The 23572-nt window shown below is 38.3% G+C and carries 20 protein-coding genes and 1 tRNA gene; 10 read left to right on the forward strand and 11 right to left on the reverse strand.

All coding sequences use genetic code 11. The features are described 5' to 3' along the window. Positions 1 to 33: 33 nt before the first annotated feature. The 3 genes from E0409_RS05415 to E0409_RS05425 all read left to right on the forward strand — a co-directional run bounded on the left by E0409_RS05415 (position 34) and on the right by E0409_RS05425 (position 3327). Positions 34 to 1341: an O-antigen ligase family protein gene (locus tag E0409_RS05415; protein WP_131288613.1), complete on the forward strand. Its 1308-nt coding sequence runs from the start codon at positions 34 to 36 to the stop codon at positions 1339 to 1341. A gap of 79 nt (positions 1342 to 1420) precedes the next feature. Further along, positions 1421 to 2353 (forward strand): glycosyltransferase family 8 protein, encoded by a 933-nt coding sequence (locus tag E0409_RS05420; protein WP_131288615.1) that lies wholly within the window; start codon positions 1421 to 1423, stop codon positions 2351 to 2353. A gap of 89 nt (positions 2354 to 2442) precedes the next feature. Further along, positions 2443 to 3327, forward strand: a complete 885-nt coding sequence (locus tag E0409_RS05425) for a glucosamine inositolphosphorylceramide transferase family protein (RefSeq protein ID WP_131288617.1) — start codon at positions 2443 to 2445, stop codon at positions 3325 to 3327. Position 3328: 1 nt separating this feature from the next. Here the strand turns inward: E0409_RS05425 and E0409_RS05430 are convergent, their stop codons facing one another. From E0409_RS05430 to E0409_RS05475, 10 genes are all read right to left on the reverse strand, one after another. Continuing rightward, positions 3329 to 4363 carry a glycosyltransferase gene (locus E0409_RS05430; protein WP_131288619.1) on the reverse strand — a complete coding sequence of 345 codons (1035 nt, stop codon included), beginning with the start codon at positions 4361 to 4363 and terminating at the stop codon, positions 3329 to 3331. Beyond that, positions 4360 to 5139 carry a glycosyltransferase family 2 protein gene (locus E0409_RS05435; protein WP_131288621.1) on the reverse strand — a complete coding sequence of 260 codons (780 nt, stop codon included), beginning with the start codon at positions 5137 to 5139 and terminating at the stop codon, positions 4360 to 4362. The genes E0409_RS05430 and E0409_RS05435 overlap by 4 nt, the downstream gene beginning before the upstream one ends. Then, on the reverse strand, positions 5133 to 5888 hold the full coding sequence (locus E0409_RS05440; protein ID WP_165541298.1) for a polysaccharide deacetylase family protein: 756 nt from the start codon (positions 5886 to 5888) through the stop codon (positions 5133 to 5135). The genes E0409_RS05435 and E0409_RS05440 overlap by 7 nt, the downstream gene beginning before the upstream one ends. Then, entirely contained in the window at positions 5885 to 6913 is a 1029-nt protein-coding gene (locus E0409_RS05445; RefSeq protein WP_131288622.1) for a glycosyltransferase family protein, read from the reverse strand. The genes E0409_RS05440 and E0409_RS05445 overlap by 4 nt, the downstream gene beginning before the upstream one ends. A gap of 117 nt (positions 6914 to 7030) precedes the next feature. Next, on the reverse strand, positions 7031 to 8506 hold the full coding sequence (locus tag E0409_RS05450) for a phosphoethanolamine transferase (protein ID WP_131288624.1): 1476 nt from the start codon (positions 8504 to 8506) through the stop codon (positions 7031 to 7033). A gap of 115 nt (positions 8507 to 8621) precedes the next feature. Next, positions 8622 to 9512 carry an ELM1/GtrOC1 family putative glycosyltransferase gene (locus E0409_RS05455; RefSeq protein WP_131288626.1) on the reverse strand — a complete coding sequence of 297 codons (891 nt, stop codon included), beginning with the start codon at positions 9510 to 9512 and terminating at the stop codon, positions 8622 to 8624. Positions 9513 to 9602: 90 nt separating this feature from the next. Then, entirely contained in the window at positions 9603 to 10529 is a 927-nt protein-coding gene (locus E0409_RS05460) for a branched-chain amino acid transaminase (RefSeq protein ID WP_131288628.1), read from the reverse strand. A 34-nt stretch (positions 10530 to 10563) separates the two neighbouring features. Beyond that, on the reverse strand, positions 10564 to 13308 hold the full coding sequence (glnE, locus tag E0409_RS05465; protein ID WP_131288630.1) for a bifunctional [glutamate--ammonia ligase]-adenylyl-L-tyrosine phosphorylase/[glutamate--ammonia-ligase] adenylyltransferase: 2745 nt from the start codon (positions 13306 to 13308) through the stop codon (positions 10564 to 10566). An 82-nt stretch (positions 13309 to 13390) separates the two neighbouring features. Then, entirely contained in the window at positions 13391 to 14662 is a 1272-nt protein-coding gene (locus E0409_RS05470; protein WP_131288632.1) for a sensor histidine kinase, read from the reverse strand. Between the two features lie 235 nt (positions 14663 to 14897). Beyond that, positions 14898 to 14984: transfer RNA gene (locus tag E0409_RS05475), tRNA-Leu, on the reverse strand. Between the two features lie 194 nt (positions 14985 to 15178). On the opposite strand from E0409_RS05475, the gene queA reads away from it, so the two are divergent. From queA to E0409_RS05490, 3 genes are read left to right on the forward strand one after another with little or no spacing between them, the layout of a single operon-like run. Further along, positions 15179 to 16216, forward strand: coding sequence for a tRNA preQ1(34) S-adenosylmethionine ribosyltransferase-isomerase QueA (gene queA / locus E0409_RS05480; RefSeq protein WP_131288634.1), 1038 nt, complete (start codon positions 15179 to 15181; stop codon positions 16214 to 16216). A gap of 27 nt (positions 16217 to 16243) precedes the next feature. Beyond that, entirely contained in the window at positions 16244 to 17272 is a 1029-nt protein-coding gene (locus E0409_RS05485) for a hypothetical protein (protein ID WP_131288636.1), read from the forward strand. A gap of 25 nt (positions 17273 to 17297) precedes the next feature. Continuing rightward, on the forward strand, positions 17298 to 17864 hold the full coding sequence (locus E0409_RS05490) for a LemA family protein (RefSeq protein ID WP_131288638.1): 567 nt from the start codon (positions 17298 to 17300) through the stop codon (positions 17862 to 17864). Positions 17865 to 17934: 70 nt separating this feature from the next. Here E0409_RS05490 and E0409_RS05495 read toward each other — a convergent pair whose 3' ends face one another. Beyond that, the gene (locus tag E0409_RS05495) at positions 17935 to 18897 is read right to left on the reverse strand and encodes an IS30 family transposase (protein ID WP_131288640.1); all 963 of its coding nucleotides are present in this window, start codon (positions 18895 to 18897) and stop codon (positions 17935 to 17937) included. A gap of 143 nt (positions 18898 to 19040) precedes the next feature. On the opposite strand from E0409_RS05495, the gene E0409_RS05500 reads away from it, so the two are divergent. The 4 genes from E0409_RS05500 to secD all read left to right on the forward strand — a co-directional run bounded on the left by E0409_RS05500 (position 19041) and on the right by secD (position 23564). Beyond that, positions 19041 to 19910: a DUF4303 domain-containing protein gene (locus E0409_RS05500; RefSeq protein ID WP_131288642.1), complete on the forward strand. Its 870-nt coding sequence runs from the start codon at positions 19041 to 19043 to the stop codon at positions 19908 to 19910. 137 nt (positions 19911 to 20047) lie between these two features. Further along, positions 20048 to 21178, forward strand: a complete 1131-nt coding sequence (gene tgt, locus E0409_RS05505) for a tRNA guanosine(34) transglycosylase Tgt (RefSeq protein WP_131288644.1) — start codon at positions 20048 to 20050, stop codon at positions 21176 to 21178. A gap of 102 nt (positions 21179 to 21280) precedes the next feature. Next, positions 21281 to 21610 (forward strand): preprotein translocase subunit YajC, encoded by a 330-nt coding sequence (gene yajC / locus E0409_RS05510; protein WP_131288646.1) that lies wholly within the window; start codon positions 21281 to 21283, stop codon positions 21608 to 21610. A 52-nt stretch (positions 21611 to 21662) separates the two neighbouring features. Then, positions 21663 to 23564 (forward strand): protein translocase subunit SecD, encoded by a 1902-nt coding sequence (secD, locus tag E0409_RS05515; RefSeq protein WP_131288648.1) that lies wholly within the window; start codon positions 21663 to 21665, stop codon positions 23562 to 23564. The last annotated feature ends 8 nt before the right edge of the window (positions 23565 to 23572 follow it).

Here is a 23572-nt window from a genome sequence, read left to right on the forward strand (position 1 = left end):
GCAAGACAATCTATCAATTAAGGCTCATGAAAAATGTTTTCTTCTGAAATTTTCAAGAAAAAAGATACTATTTCCATCTTATTAAATATCATTTTTTTTGTTTTTTTTTATCGTGCAACTTTTGCAAAATCCACCATAGAAGGCTTATCTTTTTTTATTGCACTATTAGCATTAAGCTTTATAACTTTTATTTTTTGCAAAAAAAATGGTTATAAACCACACATTCCAAAATATAGTTTTTTTGTATTTACCACACCAACCATCATAATTTTCACTCAGTATTTTATAAACAAAATCCCAGAAAAAGAATCCATTTCAGAATTAACAAATCATCAAATATTTTATATGTATAATATAAATTACATTTATTCGATAGTATTTATCTTACTTCCATTCATCCTATTCAATATAAAATATAAATATTCCACTTTTTTTAATATCCTCGGCTTTTCCACCCTTTCTTATATTATATTCAACATGTATCTTATGCTTTATTTAAATTTAGAAAGAATGGAATTAATAGATAAAATAAATTCCATCATAAATTATGACAATATTTCAATAATAATAAGCACTCTAACATTCATATATAGTTTTCACCTATATAAAATCAATAAAAAATATTATGGAACTTTTCTATTTTTTATATCCATGTTCGCTATATTTATTAATATATCGCATGGAACTCGTGGAACATGGATTGCTATACCTTTTATATTTTTTTATACATTATGGACATATCGAAAAGAGTGCAAATTTTATCTCAGTTTATTTTTTGGAATATCTTTAATAGCCATCACTTACACTTACATTAAGAAAGGAGAAGTTATTGATAGAATATCACAAGCATATAATGATTTAATTTTGATCTTTAACAATTCATCACAAGCAACAAGTATAGGCTCAAGACTAGAAATGTGGCATTTAGCTATTAATAATTTTAAAGATTCACCGATTACAGGAATTGGTAGTTTTAATGTAGCTAAGGAACTTTGTGATTTAAGCCATCAAGGTATTTTAGCAGGTGAATGCCTAACACATATGCACAACATTTATTTCCAAGAACTCGCAAGCCATGGTCTAATAGGTTTTTTAGCTCTACTATTTTCATTTATTTTTCCTGCCATTTTATTCTTCAAAAAAATTATGTATAATAATTCAGAAATTCAACATTTTTTATCATTAGCAGGTCTTTATACAATTTTTACAGTAATGATATGTGGTCTAACCGATTATTATTTTATTACAGAAATTTCTACTAGCCTTTATTTTATTCTAGTATTGTCCTTACTAACGTTTATTTCAATAGAAAACAAATGTGTTAAAATAAATTCAAGATAGAATAGCCTCCCCATATTGATAAGTCTTATTGCTCTAAAAAATACTCTTATCATATCGTCAACATATAGAGATTTACGCTATGAGTTATTCCAAAAACCTAGTAAATGAAGCATTTGAACTATCAAATCAAGTTACTAATTTTACTCCCGATATAAATATAGTTTTTGCTATTGATAAAAACTATCTAAAACCGTGTGGAATTTGCATTCACTCAATCATAAAAAATAACCCTCACACAAAAATTGATTTTTATATCTTTACTTCTTATTTTGAATCAATGGGTTTTGAAGAGTTTATAAAAAATAATAAAAATATTAGGATCCATATTTATAAAATAAATACAAATTATTTTGATCACCTACAAACAACAGGGCATTTTACAACAGCAATTTATTATCGACTATCTATTGCCGAAATTCTAAAAAACAAAGTAGAAAAATTTTTATATCTTGATGCAGACATTCTGTGCACTGCGAGTATTGATGAAATATTATCTATAAATATGAATAATTATATTTTAGCAGCAGTAGAAGATAAATTTATGAAATCTGAAGACATAAAAAATCTAGGATTAAATTCTAATAACAAATATTTTAATTCAGGTGTACTACTAATAAATACTAAAGCATGGATAGAATTTAATGTAGTTGAAAAATTCACAAAACTGATTTCAGAAAGAATATATGAATATCCAGATCAAGATGTTTTGAATATAATTTTACAAAATAAAGTATACTTCCTAAATGAAAAATTTAATTTTTTTACAAAAAATAAGGAAGTTGATCCTATTTTCATTCATTTCGTTAGCACACCAAAACCATGGAGTATAGCCGCATCAAATAATGAAAAATATATTGAATATTACTTAGACTCTCCATGGAAAAATATTCCTTTAAATGCTCCCAGAAATTCAAAAGAGGCAAAAAAATATGCTAAAAAACTTTGGTCTAAAAAATCATATCTTTCTAGTATACGATGGTTACTAATCTACATTGTTAGAAAATTTTCATAAATAATTTCATTCTAAGCTTGTGCTAATAACCACAACAAGCTTAGATTTCTTATATACCAATTAATTTATATTTATTATATTCAGACCGGATGATGCGCTTCTTATTAAAAAAATGGTATAAATTCCAACAGAATCAACATGCCAAGAAATTTAATTCTCATTGGTACATGCGCTTTGGCTGGCTCGATCACCCATTAAAAAGCCCAGAACAATTACATGATTTATTCGAAATCCATTCCCCTAGACAATTCACCTTTGCAGACTGTTTTTATGTACAAGAAAATGATCGTCATTTTATTTTCTTTGAAGAAGTTGATGATGTACATCCTGTAGGTTTTCTATCAGTATTGGAAATTTTCAAAGATGGACGCTATACAAAACCACAGACCATTTTAAAACTGGATTATCACCTGTCTTACCCATGCGTGTTTAATGTCGAAAATGACTGGTATATGATTCCTGAAACCAGTGCCAACAAAACCATTGAACTATGGAAATGTACCGAGTTCCCTTTAAAATGGGAAAAGCATTCCAATATTTTAGAAGGCATTGAAGCCGTCGATACAACGCCTTTTTACCATGAAGGCATGTGGTACCTGTTTACTTCGACACGCAGGAACTGTAAAAAGTTTGGTGACCGTTTAGATTTGTTCTTTACTGAAGATATTCTCAATCCAAATTGGCAAGAACATCCGCAAAATCCAGTGTGTCAAGGACATCAACAGTTCCGTATGGCAGGCAAGCCTTTTATTTACAATGCTAAACTGGTTCGACCAAGCCAGGATTCACTCAAACGCTATGGCGGCAATATTGAGCTAAAAGAAATTATTCAACTTAGCCCGACAGTTTATCAAGAGCAGCTTTTAGAGGTGATTTTACCAGACTGGAAGAACGAGGATGATGGCTGCCACACCATTAATGCCGAAAATAACTTTGTGGTACTGGATGCAATTCGTTTATCTGCTAAACAATGAGTTAAGCCTTCAGCAAATGCTCATAAATCTTGAGCGTTTGCTGCGCCATAGCATCTACGGTCAACTCATTTTTAGCGCGCGTAAATAACTTTTCAAAATCAGCACTTGCTGCACTTTCTAAAGCATTTTTAATTGCTTGCTGTAATCCCTGTACATCGCCAATATCTGCAAGATATTCATCAGGCAGCCACTCAATCACGCCATTGACTTTGGTTGATGCCATGACTTTATCTGCCTGCAAGGCTTCAACCATAACCAATGGAAAGCCCTCACGGTCAGATGATAATACAACAACATCTGCCAATTGCACTAAATCACGGGCATCACTTCTAAAGCCTAAAAATGTCACTTGATCTTGCATATTTTGTTGTTTGACTTGTGCTTCAAGTGATTGTCGCAATGAGCCCTCACCTACAATCCATAAATTTGCATCAATGCCCTGCATCGCTTGGATCAGTAAAGCAATATTCTTAACTGGCTCCAAACGCCCAATACACATGACTATTTTTTTTGTTGAATCCAAACTTGGAAATTGTGCCTCAATACTGTGCTTTAAACTCTGCTTTGCAGCTATAGACAGTGCCGGTTGCGGATACACACCATTATAAACAATATGTGCTTTTGCTTCTGGAATGCCTTGTGTCAGTGCTTTGCTAACTGCAATCACAGCATCCCCGACTAAATAGGCAGACTTGTTTTTTTTAGTTCCATGTACAGTCGTCACAATTTTAACATCTGCTAAAAATGGATGAATCCTTGCAATCAGCTCAGAAGCCTTCCCCGCTTGGGCATGTACAATCTGGGGTTGAATGGTTTTAATCAGCTTTGCCAATTGGCGAAGCAACATGATATTCCAACGACTTCTAGAAAAATCAACAGCATGAAATTGCACATGTTCATTAAACTTTTCCGCATAACATGGATGTGCAATCATATGCACCTCATGCTGGAATGACATTTCATTAACCAAGTTAAATGTGTGCTGTTCTAGACCACCGACACCGCCACTAGTCGCCAAAACCTGAACTATCTTCATGTCTTGTCCTGTTTATTTTTGGAGACATTTTGATACTGTTCAAACAGCTTTGCTTCTTTTAAAAAAGCATAAAACGCATTAATCATACTGTTCACAAAACCACGCCAACCATTCAAACAACTACGGCGAATGAAATATGATTTCAAAAAAGTGACAGGCATGACCAAACTCAATTTCAACAAACTTGGCTTTTTACCTTTTTGAAATTTCTCGGCAGCTTTCAAATTGGAATACTGGTTGTTTTTTTCGACTTTGACAAAAATACTTGATTCACCATAGTGATAAATATCACCTTCGGCACGCACACTTTCACCGTCAATAATCACATTTTCGTGAACTTTGTTTTCAAGGTCATAGTGTCCTTTGCTTTTACGAAAAAAGCGTACTTTGGCATGTTTTTTCGTATGTTTGCTATTTGGCACCCCTAAAAAAACATCATTAATTGGAGTAATTAAGGCATCAATTTGATTGGCTTGAATAGTCTTCGTAATCTCTTGTTTAAGCTCATGCGATAGTACTTCGTCGCCATCTAAATTAAGTACCCAATCCGACTGACACTGTGCTAAAGCAAGACTTTTTTGTGCTGCATAACCAAGCCAATCTTGATGAGAAATTCGTGTATTTGAAAAACTTTTCACAATTTCATAAGTATTGTCGGTACTACCCGAATCTAAAATAATCACTTCTGCAAAATCAGCAACACTGTTTAAAGTATCTTCCAACCATGCACCACAGTTCAAAGTGACGATATAAACACTACATGGAATACTCATAATTTATAACGTCCTTTGGCTAAGGCAATACGCATTTGTAAGGCATTCATAGCCCCATGTGTACTGACCCGGGGAATATTAAATTGATTTAATTCTGTATAAGCTTCAACTTTCTTACGGGTGGATACTGCATTTTTGAAGCCAATTTCTTTTGCCATTTGCTGATGTTTTTCATTAAAACGCCCAAAAGGATAAGCAAAACTCGGGCAGCGCCCCACGAGTACTTCAACATCTCGTTTAGAATTTTGCATTTCTTGAAAGGCATCTTCATCGCTTAATTTAAGTAAATTTACATGATGTTGCGTATGTGCCCCAAACTCAATCACGCCAGAATCAGACATTTCATGAATCTGTTCAGGATTTAATTTTTCAATCCCTTCAATTTGCGTCGCAAGAAAAATGGTGGCTTTGGCATGGTATTTTTTAAGTAGCGGATAAGCATATTGATAGTTATCTAAAAATCCATCATCAAAAGATAACGCTACAACATTTTTTTGCCCCTGATACTGATCCAGTTCGGAAACAAAACAAAAAATACTGCCTTTTTTAACTAAATATTGCAGTAACTGTTCAAACTTTTGTGGGGGCATATTCATCCCCGAGGCATCTTCATGCGGTGTAACTTGATGCAACATCACAATTCTCGGCAACTTTGCGCCACGAAAAGGCAACCAAAAAGTATAATTACCCAATAGATATAACACCGCAGCTAGAGCAATTATGCCAACAACAATATAAAGCAACCACATCATGCATAGACCTCATGTGCCCATTCATAGGCTTCAGACAAAGGCTGATCAAAAGTCACCTCAACCATGAATTGGGTAATACGTTTAGCATTAAAACTTGCACGTGTTTTGTTCCAACCCGCTTCAGCAATACGCTTCGCCTCTTCTGGATGTGTAGCATAGAATTGAATTTTTTCAGCTAAATCAAACTGATCATTAAAATAAACGACTTCTTGTTCCGTATAGAGTTTATCAAAGCCCGGAATACGTGGACTAAACGTCAGTAATCCATTTCCTGTGAGTTGCACAATTCGGTCCGAACTATATAAAGTCACATCATTTTTACGTGAATAGTTTAAGCCCATACGCGATTGCGAAAGAACTTTGTAATAACCTTTACCATAAACACCCGGTTGTTCAAAACAGCCATAATATTGATATTGAACATGGTCGTTTTTTAAAGTATCGGCTAAATCTTTTAAGAATTTTTCACGTTCAGGTTCTTTATACACCACACCACAAAAAATAAATTCTTTATCAATATTTGTTGATTCAAACTGTTTTAATTGTTCAACATTACGATGTCCCACATTAGGCATATAAGCCACTTTCAAATGCGGTTGCTTAAGTTTTTCAAGATATTCACCGCCTGTGGTACAGAAAATTGCATCCAAATAAGGTGAAAATTCACGTACAAACCCCAGCTTATGTTCTAAATACAATGGATCAACATACCAAAATGCAATTTTAGTTTGTGGATAGCGTTGCTTGATTTCTTTGAGTACATCAGGACTCATCAAATCACTATGACCAATCAAGACCAGATCTGGCTCAATATTGTCGACAATTTTTAAAATTTCTTTATTGGCCCAACTTGCACCCAATTTTTTAGTTTTAAATACAGTCCCCATTCGCGCCATATCACGAAAACTAAAATCATAAACAAAGTGACCATTTTCAATGAGACCTGCAGAAATTTTACGATCTGTGCAGTAAAAATGTGCGCCTTGCTTATTAAATCCAAAGTTCGCGATATGTAGAATTTTCATATAAAAGCTCAAATGTCCCTGTTTTTTGCTGTATGTGATGCCATTTCTTAATCTAACAATAGATTCAAAAATTGATCAAAACATAACTAAAAATTTTACTTTGTACTAAATCAGTAATCATTGCAAAGATTGATAACTCACATAGTTATCCCAATCAAATACCAGTACATGGTCGTTATTTGGAATATGCTCTAAATCCCGATTTGCATCTAAGTAAGGTGTTTTAACCCCTAGAAAACCAGCATAAATATTCATAAAATCATAAGCACTAATTGTTTTATCTACATCAACACGCTTTTTCTCATCACTGCTGAGCATAAAGAAAGGAACATCATAATTGTGCTTAAATTTATTATCCACATTATAACCATCAGATGTTACAGTCATCCCATGATCAGAAAAATAACTCAAATGAAAGCTACGTTTTGATTTTGATAATATGTTGTAAGTCTGCTCAATAAAATGATCCAGTTTATTTATGCTCGATAAATAACAGTTAATGGCTTCAGATTGGTCTGGATACAAGCGTGGTTGTTTAAACAAGCGCTCACAAGCGTCTGGATGTGAACCCATCATGTGAATAAAGATGACATTGTTCCGATTTTTATATTTTTCTAATTGCTTTTCAACAATATCTAGCAATTTGTCATCATCAATATTATTTGACATATAGTTTCCGGTTTTCATGAAAAATGTATGATCCGCATGAATCGCTATTTTAGATACAGTTGTATCATTTTTTCCTAAAAAACCCTGGTTTGAAATCCAAATCGTATTGTATTTCGCTTGTTTCGCCAGTGTGACTACATTTAACCCAACATCTATATCTCTTTGAGGATTCATATAAGCAAGTGTTCGAATCAAACTTGTAGCTGTATTCGGTGCTGTAGAAATATATTGTTTTACTCGTGTCACAGGTGCTTGATCTAAAAATGGCGTAGTTTTTTTATCATAACCATAAAACGATAAAAAATCTCGTTCAACACTCTCACCAATAATCACTATTTGATTGTCATATTTAGGTTGAATGGATGAAATTTTCCAATCCGCATTGGGGCTATTTTCAGCATTTAATTTTTTTTCTTCTTTTTGATATTTAATCGTTGCTGCAATGGTTTGCACACTAAAAATATTAAAAACATTAAGACCTAATAAAAAAAATGCAGGTAATTTTCTAAGTCGAATTGAATAATATAAAGGTTGAACAAAAAAATAATACAATGACAGAAGTAATAAACAAAATCCATATATCCAATATTTCAAATGGATTACTGATAAAAATTCTAGTGCTTCATTTTGATTGGTTTGCAAAACCGAAGCCATTATACCTAAAGACATATGACCTTGTAAGAAACCAGTTGCCGATGCAATATAGGCCACCAAAAGCAGACAACAAAAAATCAAAATACTTTTAAGTGCAATAAATCTACATTGCTTAATAAAGATAAAAAAATAGATATTTAAAATAAAAATTATAATAAAAATTGGAAAGTCTTTTACTTCAAGTAAATAATCCCAAAAACCGAGTCCTAATGTATAACCGAGTGACAAAAGTACTGGAAGCGCATATATTTGCAACAATCTTTTAAACATCTGTATTACCAAATTTATTTTATATATTTAATGCCCGTAAAACAGATATTAAACAACTGTTAAAAACAGACCTCCCCTCTTGGGTACAAATATTACAGAAAATAATCAATAAAATCTATTTACTTAAAAGTCTATTTGCCACTTTTTCTGCCTCAGTAAAGGTCATTGCTTCTGTTAATTTTTTTAAATCAAATTCAGTAAAAACTAACTGCTGCTTTAAAATTAAATCAATTGAATTTGTAATCCGATCTTCCTTCAACCGGTCAACTTCCATCACCCCAACCTTACATCCCGCTGTTAGTGCCTCAAAAATCATTGAAACACTATCTTCCGTGACCCAAACTGCTTCTGCCTTTTGCATTTCTTCAAAAATCCAGCCTTGCGGTGTCTTTTCAACCGGAAATATTTTTAGCCTTGATACAAATGCTTTTTCATTCAAATGCTCTAAAAATTCTTTCGGTGTACGTCGTGAAGTGGTCAGAATAATGTCAGCTTGAGGGTGAAGATCGACTATTTGCTGAATTGAATCTAAAACTTTTGCTTCATTCCACTGATGTCGTTTGGACGATCCACCTAACGCAATTAAAAATCTATTCTGCTGATGTCTCTGTTCATTCACAATTGGATTTAGCGCACCTTTAGTCACAATGACCCGCTCTGATGCTGCCACACCGTCATGTTCAGGAATAATCGCATAATCAAACCAGGCAACAGGAAAATTAGGTTTCATTAAGATAATCGTTTTTGCTTGAGGATATACTTCCCCTAACAGTAAAACACGCAATTGAGTATGACTGCCTACGCCAAAAATATAATTTGGTCGTTGCTTTAGCGCTGCAATGTTCTTGTTAAAAATTGCTGACAATAAGCTAAAAACTGGCAATTTATCTATTGATACTTCCTCAAAGGTGACTTCCTCTGCACTTTGCCTTTGCATCGCTTTATATAAGCCGACTGCTTGTGAGCGATGCCCTGCTTTGCCATCACTAACATAGACAATATGCATAAAAAGTGTCCTTAAAAGAAAATAATCTCAAATCTTAATCAATAAAAAAGGCGAAACTTTCGTTTCGCCTCTTCATCTTAACCGATCAACTTATTTTACGTAAGTCAACCAATGTGCATATTTAGGGTCTTTACCCTGAACTGCATCAAAGAATGCTTTTTGAATTTGTGTGGTAATTGGACCACGTGAACCACAACCAATTTCACGATCATCATATTCACGAATTGGTGTTACTTCAGCAGCAGTACCAGTAAAGAAGGCTTCATCACCAATGTAGAATTCATCACGGGTGATACGGCGTTCAAACACTTCAATACCCAAGTCTTTGGCAATGGTAATAATGGTTTGACGCGTAATACCGTCTAAAGCACCGCCAGCGATATCAGGTGTATGCAATGCGCCATCTTTAACCAAGAATACGTTTTCACCTGAACCCTGACATACATAGCCTTGTGGGTCCATCAACATTGCTTCATCGTAACCAGAATGTGCAACTTCTTGGTGTGCAAGAATAGACAAAGTATAGTTACCCGATGCTTTTGCCTTACACATCGTCACGTTAGGATGATGATGGGTAAATGATGAAGTTTTAACACGAATACCTTTCGCCATCGCTTCATCACCAAGGTAAGCACCCCAGCTCCATGCAGCAACAGTCGCATGAATGGTATTGTCAGTTGCAGCGATACCCAGTTTTTCAGAACCGATAAAGATAATTGGACGCAAATAGCAAGACGCTAATTTATTTTCACGTACGACATCAATTTGAGCTTGCTCTAGAGTTTTTTGATCAAATGGAACTTTCATTTGATAAATTTTTGCAGAGTTGAGCAAACGTTTTGTATGATCCTGAAGACGGAAAATCGCAGTTCCGTTAGGAGTCTCATAAGCACGGACACCTTCAAACACACCCATACTGTAATGTAAGGTATGTGTTAAGACGTGGATTTTTGCCTCACGCCAATCAACCATTTGTCCATCTTGCCAAATAAAACCATCACGATCAGCCAAGTTCATGGCGCACTCTCCAAATTTTTATACACAGTCATCTTTATCCAATGCAAATATTTGCAGTTGGATCAATTAATCTTTGCCATAACTTGCAAACGATCACGCGGGTATCGTGCCAGTCCGCAGCATTCACTTGCATGGATTGATTCGCAAGGGCTAAACGGTGGCTCTCGGCTCGTTCACTGAGATAAGCTTGAATCAATGCTGTCGCGTCGTCGCTGGATAAGCAACCTGCTTTTGCGGCATCTTCAAGGATTCGTACATTGTCGGAGTAATGGGCGAGATCGGGATTCGACCCACTCCAGGCTAACACCGCATACTGTGCCATAAATTCTATATCAACGATACCACCTGCGTCCTGTTTTAAATGAAAAATTCCATCTTTTTGCTGTTCTTTCGATGAGCCTAAATGGTCTTTCATTTTTTGGCGCATCTTCAAAACTTCTTCCCGAACTTTAGCTTCATCTCGCGGCTGGGTCAAAATAAGGCACCGTAATGCTTCAAATTTTTCACGTAAACTTTTTTCACCAGCAATAGATCGTGCACGAACCAAAGCCTGATGTTCCCACACCCAGGCACTTTTCAGCTGATACTGCTCAAAGGCTTTTAGACTGGTCACCAATAAACCCGCCTCACCCGATGGACGCAAACGGGTATCAATTTCATAGACCCGACCATCCAGAGTTTGCGTGGTCATCAACGACATCAACTTTTGAGCAACCCGCATGGCAAACTCGAACCCACTAATCGGCTTCTGACCATCAGTATCGCCCTGTTCACTCATATAATGAATAAACACCAGATCCAGATCAGAGCCGTAGCCCATCTCGATTCCACCCAGCTTTCCATAGCCTGCCACGACAAATGCCATGTGATCAAGTGAACAACGTTGACCCTCTGCATCAAGCGGATAGCCATGTTTTTTCGCCGTAATTTGATACGCCAACTGTAAGGTGGCATTGACCGAGACTTCTGCAATATCCGTCAGTGCATCCGACACTTTCATGAGTGGACTTTCGGCTAAAACATCACTGGCCGCAACCGCCAAGACATTAGATTTTTTGAATAATCTTAACACCCGCATTTGATCTTCAACCTGATCAATCTCAATGCGAAGTAGTTGCTGGCGCAGTGAATCTTCTAAATCTTGACGTTTCGGCAATTCAAAATCCATCGACAAGAATTCATCAAGCAACACTGGATAATGGGTGAGTTCCTCACAAATCCACGGGCTTACGGTAGACATTTTAACCAGACGTTGCAACGCCCCTTTGCTTTCAATCAGCATCACCAGATACACAGTTCGACGCATCACCGATTCAACCAAAGGCATTAAGCGTAATAATGCCACTTGCGGTTTATCCGACTGCAAAATGGCTTCAATCAAATGTGGCCAGAAGGCTTTTAAACGCTGAACCGCTTTCGCCGGCAATTTCTTTAGCGCATGTCCATACCAGAATTCATGAATCAGGTTTTTGGCATTGTCATCCAGCACGGCATCTAACTGTTTTTCCAGTTGGCTAAAACTTTCTATTAACGGATCGGGTTCTTTTTCCTTAATCAGGTGTTCAAACTGAAAAATAACTTTCGCGCGTTTCTGATTCAGAAATGCAATGAAGACATCCCAATCCGCAAAGCCTAAAGTTTCAATCATGCGCTGACGTAATTCAGGCTCACTCGGCAAGGACTGGGTTTGTTGATCATTCAACGCCTGAATAGCGTGTTCAACACGGCGCAAGAATAAATAAGCATCTTCCAGTTCAGCCACGGCTTGCACATCAAGCAACCCCACCTCACCCAGATGATGCAGGCTGACTAAACATTGACGGTCTTGCAATTCAAGCTTGGAGCCACCGTAAATCAGCTGAAAAACCTGCACAATAAATTCGACTTCACGAATACCGCCTGCACCGAGCTTAATGTCATCTTCAATATTACGGCGCAGCACTTCGCGTTCAATCATGGCCTTCATTTCACGCATGGCTTCAAAGGCAGTGTAGTCGACATACTTCCGGAACACGAAAGGTCGGGTCATCTCCAGAAGTTCATCACCTTCTTTTCCACCGGTCACAATACGTGCTTTAATCCAGGCATAACGTTCCCATTCACGCCCGTGCTGACTTAAGTATTTTTCCAAAGCAACATGACTAATCGCCAGTGCCGAACCATCCCCCCATGGACGCAAACGCATATCAACACGGAATACAAAACCATCCGCAGTCATATGATCCAGCAGATAAATCAGTTTCTGTCCCCACAAAATACAGAATTGCTGTACATCAATACATTTACGACCATTGGTTTCACCTTGCTCATCGAAAGCAAAAATAAGATCTATATCACTTGAAAGATTAAGTTCTTGAGCACCCAGTTTACCCATGGCGACCACAATTAAATCTTGTACCGTACCGTTATAACCCATCGGTTCGCCGTGCTTTGCAACCAGAGGAACTCTTGCGAATTTTTTTGCTGCGCAAATGGAGGCATCAGCAAAGTCTGAAAGTTCACGGGTCAAGGTGACCACATCGGTAAGTTGGTTGGCATCCTGCCAGATCCAGCGAAACATCAAACGTGCACGAAGCACACGAATCGCACGCATCCATGTGATTTCATCAGTGATATTGTCTAAAGCGCGATCCACAAAGTTCTGGATTTGCGTGGTGCTTAAAGGAACGAGAAATTGGTCAATTGCATAATCTTGTTCGAGGAGTACTGCATGATTTCCCAATACTTGTTCTACGTATTGGCTAGCACGTAATGTTTTGTGCAATTGTTCCGCATTCATTTTCAAACCTTCAGCCGAGTTTTTTCTAGTTATATCAGTTGAAAAGAAATAGTGGAAAATAAATTTAGCGTTCTGTTCTGATTTATTCAGTAATGGCTTGCTTCACGCCATTCAAAGATAAAGTTTGATGTGCATTCAAGGCTGTTGGTAAAGAGACTTTAAACGTCGTCCCCGCACCTTCTTTGGATTGCACAGAAATTTCACCTTGATTCAAATCGACGAAACGTTTACATAATACCAAGCCCAATCCTGTGCCTTTCTCACCAGCAGTTCCTTTAAAACTTACTGTTAAGCGGGGTTGGAAAAGCTCGTCAATCTGCGGTTGAGTCATCCCCAAGCCGGTATCTTGAATGTATATATCAACATACTGTGCGGATTGTTCTGCATGAATGGTGACTTTCCCCGTACCATCCACATGGGTGAATTTCAGTGCGTTTGAAACCAGATTCTGTAAAACGGAGGTCACCATATTAATATCGGCATAGACTTTTATATCGTCAGGCACTTGATCAATCAGCTGGATATTTTTCTTAATCGCCAAGCTATTCAAGACATCAAAAACAATTTTTGAGGATTGTTTTAAATTAAAATTAATCGGGTGGTAAACAAAGCGCCCACCTTCTGCCATGGCCCAATTCAATAAACTTTCTAAAAGATTATAGGTTGACTGCGAAGTGTCCAACAAATAATCAGCAATACTCTGAATACTAGAATCATCCAGTGTTTCTCGCTCTTGAGCCAACACTTCCGAGAAACCGATTAAGCCATGAAATGGCGCACGCAGATCATGCGCAATAATTTGAAAAAACTTGGTTTTACTAAAATTTAAAGCAGATTGCTGTTCATATAATTCTTTGAGCTCGGCATAGTTTGAACGTAATTCAATGATATTAATCAAGCTCATGGCAAATTCATGCACCAGCTGTAAATTTTCATCATTAAAGGATTCAGTCTGCTCATCAAATAAAAGGACTTGTCCAATAGACTCTGTTTTATTGATTTTTAAATCGAAACCGACAATACGATTGTGCCCAACACCCAAATCATGCACATGTTGAGAAAAAGCAGCATAGTTCTTATGTTTTGTTGTGAGAATAGTATCGCCTTCAAAAAAGGAGACCAAATTGGCTTCTTTTTGCGCATGAAATGCTTTAAAAGATTCGGGTGCAGAATACCAAATATACGGTTCATGATGAAAAGCAAGAATGCCACGCTCTGCTTGCAGAATGCCACGCGCAAACTTTAAAAAACCTTCGACACGATTTTCTGAAGTAAAAACACCAAGCAATAATGATATTCTACATGCACTGAGTTGCTCAGTTTCCGAGCCTATTTCGAGTAACTGCATTTTCATATCTGCCTCGTAAATTTGTTTTACCCCTATTGATAAAAAAACTAACTATTCCCCTTAACTTTATTAACAAACTTTCACATAGAACACAATGAAAAAAGACACAAATAGATCAAATGTGACAATTTAAGGCAGATTTGCTTTTTAGTTATTCTTTATTCAAAATTTAGTCAGAAATTTTCTTTAAACAATAAAAAAAACCCTCAAGTCTTATAGTGCTTGAGGGCTTTTTAATATCTGGTCCCGAGGGTCGGACTCGAACCGACACGTCATCTCTGACAGCGGATTTTGAGTCCGCCGCGTCTACCAATTTCACCACCTCGGGAAAGGGGCTACAAGCGCATTAGCTTGTGGTGGCTATATTACTACCAAACTTTAAATTGTCAATTATCTAATTTGATCAATTGATCACTTTTATAGCAAAAACAAAAACTTTGTTTTAAAAAGCATCAGATATCCTCTCGTTTGTCCTTTTCAGGACTATAATGCGGACGTTTTTCTTATTTTTATACATTGAAGATGCAACTTTCTGACTTTAACTTTGATCTCCCTGACGAACTCATTGCTCGCTACCCTCTAGATACGCGTAGTGCTTCACGTCTTTTGCATTTAGATGCTCAAGGGCAATATCACGATTGTCATTTTACCGACATTCTTGATTTACTCGACTCTGGTGACTTACTGATTTTAAATGACACCAAAGTGATGAAAGCACGCCTGAAAGGTAAACGTGCCTCTGGTGGTGCTGTAGAAGTTTTAGTGGAACGGATGCAGGACAAATTTATTGCATACTGCCACATTAAAGCCAGCAACACGCCTAAAGCCGGTGCTGAACTTTTTATTGGTGAAGATGCGGTAAAAGTGACGGTGCAAGGTCGCCATGAAAACTTGTTTATTGTCGAGTTTTCACAACCGATTTTAGATGTTCTGGATCAATACGGTGCTTTACCGATTCCACCTTATTTCAACCGTGAAGCAGAAGCCATTGATACCGAACGTTACCAAACGGTGTTTAATGACCCGACAAAATTGGCAAGTGTCGCAGCACCCACCGCCAGCCTGCACTTCGACCAAAACCTATTGGAAAAACTTGAAGTAAAAGGGATTCAAAAAACATTTGTGACATTGCATGTAGGTGCAGGCACCTTCTTGCCGGTACGTACAGATGATATTCAAAACCACATTATGCATAGCGAATGGTGTGATGTTCCAGAACATACGGTTGAACTGATTCGTCAAACTAAAGCACGTGGCAATAAAGTCATTTCGGTTGGAACAACAGCAACACGTGCCGTTGAAAGTGCAGCTCAGGCACATGGCGGTACATTAGATGCATGGACAGGTGATACACAAATTTTCATCTATCCAGGTTATGACTTTAAAGTGGTCGATCGTTTAATTACCAACTTCCATTTGCCTGAATCCACCTTGTTGATGCTGGTTTCAGCATTATCGAATCGTGATAATATTTTGAATGCCTATCATCATGCGGTAGAAGAAAAATACCGCTTCTTTAGTTATGGCGATGCCATGCTGATTGATAAAATTACGCCTTAAATATTTGCCGATAAAAAGAAGCACACCATGCCGCTCGATACTGTTAAACATTCGATTCATATTCGACGTAAAAAAAATGAACGGGTTTTTCAAAATATTGCGCGGCTCTGGGAGATTGGTCGTCAGGCTCAAACCCAGCAAGATATCCTGGATAGTTTGCATCCGTGGAATGCACCGATCGTGCTCAAATTTGAAAATGTCCTACCGCTACTTTTAGCTGCGCTAGGGCTTTTTTTTATGCTGCTGATTTTTATTCTCCCGACCAATATCTGGTTACAGGTTGGTCTGGTAACCGGCCTATTTATGATTTTTTGGGCGTATATCAGCTATGAAGATAAAAAGCCGATTGATGAGGTCATCGAATATCTAGAACAACAAAGCATCGCCAAAAAATACCAGCTCGCCTTTCAGCAACAACCGCAACATATTTCTGTTCCGCTGCAACCGGTTTTATTCATTGCCCACTTAAAACGGCTGTTTCCGGTGTTTAATCAAGGTACCCTTTCTAACGATATTCCCTATTACGCCAGCACGGTCTGGGCAGATGAGGAAGGCCAAGAACATCAGGTCATGGTGTTTCAATATCATTTTATCAATGAAGTCCGCGTCCGCGATAAAGATGGCAATAATGTCAAAGTGAAAGAAGTCCACAAAGATTTGTGGGGTGTCTTTGTTTTTGATGTCGAAACGCAAGGTATTGCAGTGACCACTGCCAACAAAGATTTTTATTATCCTTACAGCTTTCCCTGGCATACCAGTGATATTCAGACCAATCAGAAACTCAACATTTTTGGCAGTGATGAAATGCAAACTGCAAAAATCCTATCACCGGCATTCGTACTGAAATTGGCTGATTTTTTTACCCAACGTCAGGGCGATTTAATCTTCCACCCGACCAGTCATACCTTATGCTTTTTAGGGCCTGCCGATTTATTTAAAATATCGACACAAGCTAAAAACATTCAAGATATTTCCGCATTACGTGGACACTTGCGCACTTTTAAATTACCTTATTTAGAAAGCTTACAGCGTGATTTAACGCATTTTTTAAAATAATAATGGATGTTTTGGGGACATATCAATGGGGCTGTTAATTTTTTTGCTATTGATCATTGCTGTGGTCGTCGCATGTATCATGATTCGCAATAATATTGTTCGTCATCACAATGCTTCTGTACGTGCCTGGTCAGATGTGGCCAGCTATGAACGTCAGAAAATTAAAATTCTGGATGGCTTACAGCCTTTAGTTGAACAATATTCAGGTTTTGAAAAAGGCACTTTAGAAAAAGTGACTGAACTGCGTCAGAATATTTTAAATCTCAATTTAAATAATACCGATGTATCTCAATTACAACGCATTGAAAGCTTGAATAAAGAATTGATGCGTAGTCTCAATGTCGTGGTGGAGAACTATCCCGAACTAAAAGCCAATGAAATTTATCTGAAAATGATGAATGAAATTGAAGAACAGAATGAAAATGTCGGCGCAGCCATTACCATTTTCAACCGTAATGTAGAGTTATTTAATAACCATATTCAGATTTTCCCTAATAATATAGTGAACACCATGACCATGGGTAAAAAAGCCATTCGTCCCTTTCGAGATCAAGCCGTCACTCAAAATTTTGACTATCGACCTAATTTTTAATACCTTGGGACTTCTTGTATTCACTCTTCATAAATAACAGCAAGAAGTCCAAAAATTTTAATTGGCGGATTCAAGCGGCAAGTGCAACAGTATAAAAACCAGCCATAATATCACTGGGTGTATACCAGCCCAGTGTCTTTCTAGGACGATTATTTAGAGCAGTCTCTATCTGTTCTATCCGCTCTTTTGAAACATGATCAAACGATGAGGATTTTGGCAGATATTGTCTGATCAGACCATTCGTATTTTCATTTCTGGCTCGTTGAATAGACTTGTACGGATCTGCAAAGTAAGTCTCTATGCCTGCGTCCGTTATCCGCCTATGCTCTGAGAATTCCTTGCCATTATCAAAGGTCACACTATAGGCATGACTACTACGCAAACATGCTAAAGCACACGAGATCGTTTTAGCTGTGGTTCTCGTTTGCCCCAAATGAACGATATGTACATACAGACTCTTGCGTTCAACCAGGGTTAATAATGCTCCCTTATGATTCTTGCCTATTACAGTATCACCTTCAAAATCACCTAGGCGTTGACGTTTCTCGATGACCTCATCACGACAATGAATACTTGTTCTATCAACAAGTTGACCTCTACGATCTGTGTTTTTATAACCCCGCTTGCGATATGTTTTCTGGTGTCTTAAATGCTGATGCAATTTTCCACCCTTAGATTTATCCTGATAAATGTACTGATAGACCCATTCATGCGATGGGACATCTAACCAGCCACGTTGTTTCAAAGCCCCCGCAACCTGTTCAGGTGACCAATCCAGAGCAATCAGATAACGGATGTAGATTATAGCGAAATCTGTCATCTGAGATGAGGATCGATATCGTCGTTGGCTGGAGAGATGCTCAGCCTGTTTAGCCCGATAGCCACGTTGTCCTGTATTCCTTTTGATCTCACGATAAATGGTTGATCGGGAACGTCCAAGCTCTCTGGCAAGGGTGGAGATTGAAGATTTACTTTTCAAAGCAGCATAAATTTCGTATCTTTCTTCTTGAGAAAGTTGGGTGTATTGCTTCATTGTGTGCTTTCCAATTGCGAGTTGAAAAAGTCTAATGATTCTAATACACCTAACTTTTTCAACTAAATACAAATGTGTCGCACTTGGTATTTGAATCCGCGATTTAAAAAAAATATTAACTTCATAAAAAAAGAATAAAGCCCATGTTAGAACATATCCCCTTACTCAAAGATGCGTTGATTGAAGAGTTTTACCCCTTATACGATCAATATAATGAAGATCAGATTTATGCCTGTGCCTTGGTCTTCAATGAATATTTAAGGATAGAAGATCTAGCAATCTCGACCATTCGGAGTTTATTCGCGGAGCATGAAGATCCAGCTCAATATTTATCGGAGCAAGATAAATGGCAGGTCAAAAAATGGCGCTATCGCTCTCACTCATCCGTCGAAAACCGCTTTGCGCAATTTAAATTAATCTTGGCGGATTATTTAAAAAAAACCCATATCTTTGGCAATCCCTTACTGGAACAAAAACACGACAATCGTCAAAATAATTTAGACCTGCTGATAGCAGCCTTTAAACAGGCCAAGGAAGCCTTTGCCCATTCTTATGGTTTGGATACCCATAATATTGTGTTTTTTATTCACCTTCCCCATCAGCCGCAAGTTGCAGTCCATTCGGCACAATGCCTCAATATCGGCAGCCGATTATTGGATGAATTCATTCAACATCATGCTCCCGAAACCCTGCCTAAAAAACTAAGTAGCAAACAAAAACTCTCTCAATCCGATAAAGATCTGCTGGTTGATTTAGCACAAATGGCGGAAGTTGAACCTTATGATTATTTACACATTGCGCAGCAAGCCTATTTGCTCACTTTAGAATCGGCTTTCATTGATAGCAATCCCTATATCCAGAAACTGATTCAGACTATTGCAGCGATGGATTCTGGGATAAAAGATGGCTGTGCCTTAGAAAAAAATGAAATATTAGAACGGATTGAACAGTTCTATCATACAAGCCACAACCTGACTTTGCTGGATCATGATCACTATCCCCATATACCGTGAAAAGGAAAGTATCGAGTTAAAATTCAACAACGCTGGTGTTTATGTGCGTAATCTAGGAAAATAGCCAACTTTTAGCGGCGAACTGTTTATTCGCTCTTGCACTGCACGCAGTGCTTCGCTTTTGTTCAGGATATTGTATGAAGTTTGAAAAATTAGGCCAGTCGGGTCGTGCCCGTCGTGGTCGTTTAACGCTTGAACATGGTGTTATTGAAACGCCTGTGTTTATGCCTGTTGGTACCTACGGTACAGTGAAAGGCATGCTCCCACGTGATATTGAAGACATTAAAGCTCAAATTATTTTGGGTAATACTTTCCATCTTTACTTGCGTCCAGGTTTAGACGTGATTCGTGAACATGGTGGCTTACACGAGTTCATGAAATGGAATAAACCGATTTTAACCGATTCAGGCGGCTTCCAGGTATTCAGTCTGGGTGCAATGCGCAAGATCAAAGAAGATGGTGTGACTTTCCGCTCGCCGATTGATGGCTCTAAAGTTTTCTTATCACCTGAAATTTCAATGGATATTCAACATACCTTGAATTCAGACATCGTGATGATTTTTGATGAATGTACGCCTTACCCGGCAACCCGTGAAGAAGCGCAAAAATCATTGCAACTCTCGCTACGCTGGGCAAAACGCTGTAAAACCCATCATCATGATGTACTCAAAAATAAAAATGCCCTGTTCGGTATTATCCAGGGTGGCATGTACGAAGATCTTCGTGATGAATCACTGAATGGTTTAAAAGAAATTGATTTTGATGGCTTTGCCATTGGCGGTCTTTCTGTGGGCGAACCGAAAGAAGAAATGATCAAGGTACTGGATTATCTTCCTGTGAAAATGCCTGAAGATAAACCACGCTACCTGATGGGTGTCGGCAAACCGGAAGATATCGTTGAAGCGATCCGTCGCGGTGTCGACATGTTTGACTGCGTGATGCCAACCCGTAATGCACGTAACGGTCATTATTTTGTGACCGACGGTTTGGTGCGTATTCGTAATGCCAAATATCGTCATGACCAAAACCCGCTTGATCCGCAATGCGACTGTTACACCTGCCAGAATTTCACTCGCTCGTACTTATTCCATTTGGAAAAATGCGGTGAAATGCTCGGTTCTATGCTCGGTACAATTCATAACCTGCGTTATTACCAAAGATTTACACAAGACATTCGTGATGCGTTAGATAATGGTACTTTTGATCAATATGTCCAAGAATTTTATGCATGTCGTGGTCTAGAAGTACCTCCTTGTCCTGAAGATTAATCTTTCAGCATTTGCGCTGAAGAAAAAGACAAGGTAAATTGCAGAACAAGTTAGTTTATTATCATATTGTTGATATACAGTTTTTTATTTTAGGAAAATGAAATGAGCCTTTTTATTTCTACTGCTCACGCAGCAGGTGAAGCTGCAGCCCAGCCAAGTTTGGTAACCAACCTTTTGATGATTGCAGTATTTGTCGCAATTTTCTATTTCCTCATCTGGCGCCCTCAAGCAAAACGCGCTAAAGAGCACCGCACGCTAGTTGAAAGCCTAGGTGTAGGCAGTGAAGTGGTTTTTGCCGGCGGTTTAATGGGTAAAATCACTAAAATTGAAGGTGATTTTGCAGTGGTTGAATTAAGCCGTGGCGTAGAAGTAAAAATTCAGCGTGCAAGTGTGATTTCAGTTCTTCCTGAAGGCACATTAAATAATCTCTAATCAAAAAAAAGTCGTGCCCTAGCACGACTTTTTCATTTTAAGAAGAAAACAAATGCGTTACCCAGCATGGAAATATCTGCTGATCATCGTGGTTTTGGTGATTAGCACATTATATGCCCTGCCTAGTTTGTATCCCGATGAACCTGCTGTTCAAATTTCGGGTGCCAAAGCCGGTACCCAAATTGATCAAAGCATCGTACAAAAAGCAGAGCAATTATTAGAAAGTGAAAAAATTCCAAGCCATGACAACAGCTTTAGCAATAATGCTGCCCTTTTGCGTCTTGATACTTCTGAAGCACAGTTAAAAGCCAAAGAAGTATTACGTCGTGGACTTGGCGATAATTATGTTGTTGCATTGAACCTTGCGCCAACCACTCCTGAATGGCTACAAAAAATTGGTGCAAAACCAATGAAATTGGGTCTGGATTTACGTGGTGGTGTTCACTTCTTGCTTGAAGTGGATATGGATAAAGCCATCAGTCAGCGTATGGAAACATCTGCGACTGATTTGCGTCGTCAACTGCGTGACAACAAGCTGAAATTCAATAGCCTTGCGTTGAATAACAACACCATTACTGTGCAGTTTGCCAATAACAGTGACCGTGATGCCGTGATGGACTTCTTGCGTCGCAATGGCAATGAATTCACTCAGCAAGCGATTGCATCAGAATCAGGTTCAACTTTACGCCTGAACTATACCGATGTCCGTAAGCAAGAAATTCAGTCTTATGCGGTAAACCAAAACTTAACGACTCTACGTAACCGTATTAACGAGTTGGGTGTAGCGGAAGCATTGGTTCAAACCCAAGGTAGCAACCGCATTGTGGTTGAACTTCCGGGTGTTCAGGATACTGCTGAAGCAAAACGTGTCCTGGGTCGTACAGCGAACCTGGAATTCCGCCTGGTTTCTGATTTGAATGACCAATATATCGATCCGTATACCGGTAAATCGACTGGTCAGGCATTACCTCCAGGTACAGAAATTTTTGCTTATGAATCACTGGATAGTGGTCGCGAATTACTGCTCAACCGTAACCGTATTCTGACCGGTGAACGTGTACAAAATGCATCAAGTGGCTTTAGCCAGGATACTGGCGGTGCTGAAGTAAATATTACTTTAGACAGCGCTGGCGGTAAGCTGATGTCAGATGCAACACGTAATGCAGTTGGTAAACGCATGGCGGTATTGTTCATCGAGAACAAGCAAAAAATCAGCTATGTACCCGATCCTGTAACCGGTGCACAAACTGAAGTGCGTACGCCTTATGCAGAATCTGTGGTGATTAATGCGGCAACCATTCAAGCGGTATTGGGTTCACAATTCCGTATTACCGGTCTGGATTCTCCACAAGAAGCGGCTGAACTTGCGCTGATGCTTCGTGCAGGTGCTTTGGCTGCGCCAATGTACTTTGTTGAAGAACGTGTCGTGGGTCCAAGCCTGGGTCAAGAAAACATCGACAAAGGTGTGTTATCGACTCAAATCGGTTTCATTCTGGTTGCAATCTGGATGGTGGTATTCTTCCGTCTATTCGGTGTGATTGCTAACTTTGCCCTGCTTGCCAACTTGGCGATGATCCTGACAGTCATGTCATGGATTGGTGCTTCACTAACCCTTCCGGGTATTGCAGGTATCGTGATCACCATTGGTATGGCGGTGGATGCCAACGTACTGATCTGTGAGCGAATAAGGGAAGAGATGAAATGGGGAGCCTCGCCTAAACAAGCGATTGTCGCGGGCTATGATCGAGCTTATAACACCATTTTTGACTCGAACTTAACCACATTCCTGGTTGCGTTTATTCTGTTTGCCATCGGTACAGGTCCAATCAAAGGCTTCGCCGTAACCTTGATGATCGGTATTATTTGTTCGATGTTTACTGCAATTACAGTGACCCGTGCAATCGTACAGCTCATTTATGGCAAAAAGCGTAACCTGAAGAAGTTGAGCATTTAAGGAGATCG

This window comes from Acinetobacter sp. ANC 4862, from assembly GCF_004336635.1.
In the GTDB taxonomy this organism is placed as follows: Bacteria; Pseudomonadota; Gammaproteobacteria; order Pseudomonadales; family Moraxellaceae; genus Acinetobacter.